Source organism: Streptomyces sp. NPDC037401, from assembly GCF_055602345.1.
Map to the genome: position 1 here is coordinate 127,661 of NZ_JBVJWO010000008.1, position 6,000 is coordinate 133,660.

6 protein-coding genes are annotated in these 6,000 nt (G+C 73.0%); 3 read left to right on the forward strand and 3 right to left on the reverse strand.

What is annotated here, in order from left to right:
• Positions 1-341 precede the first annotated feature (341 nt).
• The 3 genes from ACZ7H1_RS10165 (at position 342) to ACZ7H1_RS10175 (ending at position 3,509) form a co-directional block, all read left to right on the forward strand.
• Complete coding sequence (locus tag ACZ7H1_RS10165; protein WP_470785338.1) at positions 342-1,604, forward strand: extracellular solute-binding protein; 1,263 nt, start codon at positions 342-344, stop codon at positions 1,602-1,604.
• 187 nt (positions 1,605-1,791) lie between these two features.
• Positions 1,792-2,640, forward strand: a complete 849-nt coding sequence (locus ACZ7H1_RS10170; protein WP_470785340.1) for a GNAT family N-acetyltransferase — start codon at positions 1,792-1,794, stop codon at positions 2,638-2,640.
• Positions 2,637-3,509, forward strand: a complete 873-nt coding sequence (locus ACZ7H1_RS10175) for a lysophospholipid acyltransferase family protein (protein WP_470785341.1) — start codon at positions 2,637-2,639, stop codon at positions 3,507-3,509. The genes ACZ7H1_RS10170 and ACZ7H1_RS10175 overlap by 4 nt, the downstream gene beginning before the upstream one ends.
• Here the strand turns inward: ACZ7H1_RS10175 and egtD are convergent.
• The 3 genes from egtD to ACZ7H1_RS10190 form a co-directional block, all read right to left on the reverse strand.
• Entirely contained in the window at positions 3,404-4,366 is a 963-nt protein-coding gene (gene egtD / locus ACZ7H1_RS10180) for an L-histidine N(alpha)-methyltransferase (protein ID WP_470785343.1), read from the reverse strand. The two genes, ACZ7H1_RS10175 and egtD, sit on opposite strands and share 106 nt — an antisense overlap.
• Positions 4,363-5,121, reverse strand: a complete 759-nt coding sequence (gene egtC, locus ACZ7H1_RS10185; RefSeq protein WP_470785345.1) for an ergothioneine biosynthesis protein EgtC — start codon at positions 5,119-5,121, stop codon at positions 4,363-4,365. The genes egtD and egtC overlap by 4 nt, the downstream gene beginning before the upstream one ends.
• A partial coding sequence (locus ACZ7H1_RS10190; protein WP_470785346.1) for an SUMF1/EgtB/PvdO family nonheme iron enzyme occupies positions 5,121-6,000 on the reverse strand: 880 nt, incomplete at its 5' end. The genes egtC and ACZ7H1_RS10190, both read right to left, overlap by 1 nt.

The window sequence follows — 6,000 nt, forward strand, 5'->3', positions numbered from 1 at the left end:
ACTCCAGGGTCGGCTGTGCTGCTGCATCGGGTGACGCACTCCACGGTGCCCCACCTGCCCCGGGTCCGCGCGGCGTCCCGGCTGCGACCGGCCGTGCGGTCCGCCGGACGGCTTACTCCTGCACACGTCCGGCACCGTCCGGGACGGAGCCGATTCCTGTCGTGCGACAGGAATCACCTTCGGACCGACTGCTCCTGGCGGGCGGTTGGCCCCACTTGCCCGCTGATGTGAGGGGGTCACGTGGGGTTTCTGTGAAGAAATCCTTGGCGACCCCCCTTGACCGGCTCATTGGTCCATGCCAATTTCAAGCCATCTGCGATCAACCCCCGAAGGTGACATTCGTGAAGATGCGCTTCCTTGCCGTGCCCACAGCCATCCTGGCGGCCATGGCCCTGACGGCCTGCGGCCAGCTCCCCGGAACGGGCGACGGCAGCTCCAAGGTCACCGTCTGGCTGATGAAGGGCAGCGCGTCCGATGACTTCCTGACCCGGTTCACCGAGAGCTTCGAGAAGGAGCACGAGGACATCGACCTGGAGATAAAGATCCAGGAGTGGACCGGCATCGGCGACAAGGTCAACGCCGTCCTCGACGGCAAGGACCCCGACCCCGCCGACGTCATCGAGGTCGGCAACACCCAGGTCGCGCAGTACGCCGAGAGCAACGGCCTGAGCGAACTGACCCTGGAGGGGCTGCGCGACTGGGGCGGCAAGGACTGGCTCAAGGGCCTGGCCGAGCCCGGCAGCATCAACGGCGCGCAGTACGGCGTCCCGTGGTACGCCGCCAACCGCGTCGTGATCTACAACAAGGACCACTTCCGGGACGCGGGCATCAAGAGCCTCCCGCAGACCCGCCAGGAGTGGATCGAGGCCACCGGGAAGCTCGACGAGGGAGCCCGCCAGGGCATCTACCTGGCCGGGCAGAACTGGTACGTGCTGTCCGGCTTCATCTGGGACGAGGGCGGCGACCTCGCCGTCGAGGGCGCCGGCCAGTGGAACGGCACGCTCGACACCCCCGCCGCACTGCGCGGCATGAAGTTCTACAAGGAGCTCCAGGCGCTCGGCGACGGCCCCAAGGACGCCGACGAGGAGACGCCCCCGCAGGCGGAGGTCTTCGCGGGCGGTCAGATCGCCCAGATCATCGGCCCGCCCGGACAGGTCGCCCAGATCGAGCAGGCCAACCCCTCGCTGCGCGGCAAGCTCGGCTTCTTCCCCATTCCGGGCAAGACGGCCGCGAAGCCGGGCGCGGTGTTCACCGGCGGTTCGGACCTGATCATCCCGGCGGCCACCGGGCAGCGGAAGGCCGCCATCGCCGTGATCACCGCCCTGGTCAGCGAGAAGTGGCAGACCGAGCTCGCCCGTGCCATGAGCTACGTGCCGAACAAGACCACCCTCGCGCACGTCGTCGAAGGCAACGAGGGCACCGCCACCATGGCGAAGGGCGCCGCACAGGGTCGCGCCACCCCCAAGTCCGCCCGCTGGGCGGAGGTCGAGGCGAAGAACCCAATCAAGCCCTACATGACGGCCGTCCTCAACGGCGCGGACCCGAAGCAGGAGGCCGAGCGTGCCTCCGCGATCATCACCAGGGTGCTCAGCTCCGACCGCTGACCCCGGCCGGCGCGTCCGTCCCGGCAGCCCCGGCAAGGGCGTGCAGGGGCCCGTACCCGCCATTCAGCATCCGCACATCCACGGTCCCCTGCGCCGTCATGTCGAATCCAGCCGGTCACGGAAGAAGTTAGGGAGCCAGGCCGCACACCGGCGGGCCTGGCTCCCCGTGCCCCGATCTGGAGCCGCCATGAGCATCGCGCCCCTCACCCCCGCCCCCGCATCCCTGACGGTCCCCGCAGCCCGGCCCGTCGGCCCGCCCGCCCCGGTACCGTCCCCGACCCTCGCCGCACCGGCCCCCGCCTCCCGCTACACCGTCCGCCTGGCCCGCGACGAGAGCGAGGTCCGCGCCGCCCAGCGGCTGCGGTACCAGGTCTTCGCCGGCGAGATGGGAGCCCGGCTCGACGGCCCCGAGCCCGGCCTCGACTCCGACGCCTTCGACGCGTACTGCGACCACCTGCTCGTGCTGGACGAGGACACCGGCGAGGTCGTCGGCACCTACCGGCTGCTGCCCCCGGAGCGCGCCGCCGTCGCGGGCCGGCTCTACTCCGAGGGCGAATTCGACCTCGGCCGCCTCGCCCCGATCCGCCCCGACCTCGTGGAGGTGGGCCGTTCCTGCGTCCACCCCGCCCACCGCAACGGCGCCGTGATCGCCCTCATCTGGGCCGGGCTGGCCCGCTACATGGACAAGAGCGGCCACAACTGGCTGGCCGGCTGCTGCTCGGTGCCGCTCGCCGACGGGGGCGCACTGGCCGCGGTCACATGTGACACCGTACTGTCCCGCAACCTCGCCCCCGAGGAGTACCGGGTCACCCCCCACCGCCCCTGGCAGCCGGACCGCGCCGCCACCGGGGCCCGGACCCCGCAGACCGAGCTGCCGCCGCTGCTGCGCGGCTACCTCCGGCTCGGCGCCTGGGTCTGCGGGGAGCCGGCGCACGACGCGGAGTTCGGCGTCGCCGACCTGTACGTCCTGCTCTCGCTGCGCCGGACGAACCCCCGGTACCTGCGCCACTTCCTCTCGCTCGCCCCGACGGCGTGAACGCCTGGCTGCCCGTCGCGCCCTGTGTCCCGGGCGCCTGCGCGGTCCACGAAGGGCGGGCCGCCTCCGTCCCGCTCGCCGTCCTGCGGCTCGCGGCCGCGGCCGTGGTCCTGCTCCTGGGGGTGGCGGGCGCGCCCCTGCTGCGGCTGTTGCCCCCGGTCCTCCGGGGGCGGGCCGTGCGCACCTGGTCCACCGCCCTGCTGCTGGCCTTCGGGATCCGGACCAGGATCAGCGGCGGTCCGGGTCCGGACGGCGGCCGGCTGATCGTGGCCAACCACATCTCCTGGCTGGACGTGCCGCTGGTGGCGGCCGCCCTGCCCAGCCGGATGCTGGCCAAGAGCGAGATAGGCCGGTGGCCCGTGCTCGGCCCGCTCGCCGCCCGGGCCGGGACCCTGTTCATCGAGCGGGACCGGATCCGGGCGCTGCCCGCCACGGTGTCCGTGATCGCCGGAGTACTCCGTGACGGGTCACGTGTGACGGTGTACCCCGAAGGCAGCACCTGGTGCGGCCGCGCCCAGGGCCCCTTCCGCAACGCCGCCTTCCAGGCCGCGATCGACGCCGGCGTCCCCGTCCAGCCCGTGCACCTCGGCTACCGCCTCCCCGACGGCAGCCGCGCCACCGCTCCCGCCTTCGTCGGGGACGACCCCCTCACCGCCTCGCTCTGGCGGATCGCCCGCGCCCGCGGGATCACCGCCGAGATCCGCCTGCTGCCGCGGATCCCGGCGGGCCGCCATCCCGACCGGCGCTCACTCGCCAGGGCTGCTCAGGAAGCCGTGGCCAGCGAGAGCGCGAACCTCCCGGCCCGGTCCGTCCACCACTCGGTCAGCTCCAGTCCCGCCGACGCCAGTTCCGCCCGCACGCCCTCCTGACGGAACTTCGCCGACACCTCGGTCCGTATCTCCTCACCCGCCGCGAACGGCACCACCAGGTCCAGTTCCCGGATCTTCACGCTGAGCTCGTGGCGAGCCCGCAGGCGCATCTCGATCCACTCCTGCTCGCGGTTCCACACCGCCACGTGGTCGAAGTCGTACGTGTGGAAGTCCGCGTCCAGCTCCCGGTCGATGACGGCCAGGACGTTCTTGTTGAACTGGGCCGTCACACCCCGCGCGTCGTCGTACGCCGCCACGAGCGTGGCCTCGTCCTTCACCAGGTCGGTGCCCAGCAGCAGCGCGTCCCCGGGCGAGAGCATGGCCCGGACCGACGCCAGGAACGCCGCACGCTCGTCCGGCAGCAGATTGCCGATGGTCCCCCCGAGGAACACCACCAGCCGCGGCCCGGGGGAGTCGGGCAGCGTCAGCGGCCGGGTGAAATCGGCGATCAGGGCGTGCACCCGCAGCGCGGGATGCTCGTCCAGCAGGGTCTTCGCCGCCCCCTCCAGTGCGCTTTCGCTCACGTCCACCGGCACGTACACGTCGAGGGCGGGCATCGCCTCGATCAGGTGCCGGGTCTTCTCGGAGGACCCCGAACCCAGCTCGACCAGGGTCCGGGCCCCGCTCGCCGCGGCGATCTCCGCGGCCCGCTCCAGCAGGATCTCGCGCTCGGCGCGGGTCGGGTAGTACTCCAGCAGCCGGGTGATCTCCTCGAAGAGCTCGCTGCCGCGGCTGTCGTAGAACCATTTGGGCGGCAGCACCTTGGGGTGCTGCGTGAGGCCGTACAGGACGTCGGCGCGCAGCGCGGCCTCGGCGGAGTGCTCGTCCAGGGTGCGGGTCAGCTGGAAACGGCTCACGGGGTGGGCTCCTTGAGCGGGGTGAGGGAGACGGAGGTGCGGGTGGCGGTGAGCAGGGTCCGGTCGGGTACCTCGGACCAGCGGGTGTCGTCGTCGTACGGCTCGGAGGCCACGACCGTACGGCCGGCCGCCGGGTCGCTGAGGTACCAGAGGGTGTCGCCCCACGTGGTGGCGGTGATCGTCCGGCCGTCCGTGAGCAGCAGGTTCAGCCGGGACCCCGGCGCGGCGCCGGCCAGCTCGCGCACCGGCTCGGCGAGCGCGGTGCCGGGGTCGTCCCCGGCCTGGAGCCGCCGCAGGACGAGGGCCCAGACGAAGGCGGAGTCGTTGCGGGCGGCGAGCCCCAGCAGCTCGGCCGGCGGCAGCTGGGCGGCGGCCTGCGCCGCCGAGTCGGGCCAGTCGCGGACGGCGCCGTTGTGGCTGAACAGCCAGGTGCCCCCGGCGAACGGCGCGGCGGCCGCCTCACCGTCCGCCCCGGGCAGCGTGGCGGACCGTACGGCCGCCAGCACCGCCTCGCTGCGGACCACCCGGGTGAGGTCCGCGAAGGACAGGTCGCCCCAGACGGGCCCGGCCCGGCGATAGCGGGCGGGCACCGGATCGCCCTCCGCGTACCAGCCGACGCCGAAACCGTCGGCGTTCACCGTGCCGTACTTCTGCATCCGCGGGGCCCAGGACTGGCGCAGCAGGCTGTGTGGCGGGTCCGTGAGCAGCCGGGCCAGCGGCACGGCGGGGCCGAGGTACGCGAGGTGCCGGCACATCACGCATCCCGGGCGGTGCGGAAGCCGGAGAAGATCTGCCGGCGCACCGGCAGGTCCCAGTTGCGGAACGTGCCCCGGCAGGCCACCGGGTCGACGGCGAACGACCCGCCGCGCAGCACCTTGTGCTCCGGCCCGAAGAACACCTCCGAGTACTCCTTGTACGGGAACGCCCGGAAGCCCGGGTAGGGCTCGAAGTCGCTCGCCGTCCACTCCCACACGTCACCGATCAACTGCCGTACGCCGAGCGGGGACTGCCCCTGCCGGTAGCTGCCCGCGAGGGCCGGGCGCAGGTGCCGCTGCCCCAGGTTGGCGTGCTCGGGCGTCGGGTCCTCGTCGCCCCACGGGAAGCGGGTGGAGCGGCCGGTCACCGGGTCGTGGCGGGCGGCCTTCTCCCACTCGGCTTCGGTGGGCAGCCGCCGGCCGTCCCAGCGGGCGAAGGCGTCCGCCTCGTACCAGCTGACGTGCAGCACCGGCTCGTCCGGCGGCACGGCCTCGGTGACCCCGAAGCGGCGGCGCACCCAGTCGCCCGCCTCGCGGCGCCAGAACAGCGGCGCCTCGATGCCGTGCCGCCGTATCTGGTCCCAGCCCTCGGGCGCCCACAGCCGGCGTTCGCGGTAGCCGCCCTCGTCGATGAAGACCTGGTATTCGGCATTGGTCACCGGCACCGTGTCGATCCAGAACGGCGCGATGTCCCGGACGTGCGCGGGCCGTTCGTTGTCCAGGGACCACGGATCGGCGGAGGTGCCCATGGTGAACGGTCCGCCGGGTACGAGGACTTCGGCGGCGGCCACGGCCGGACCGCGCGGCGGGGGGGGGGGGGGGGGGGCGAGGAGGGGGGGGGGGGGGCACAGCGGAGGAGTGGGGCGAAGTTGTTTGTTG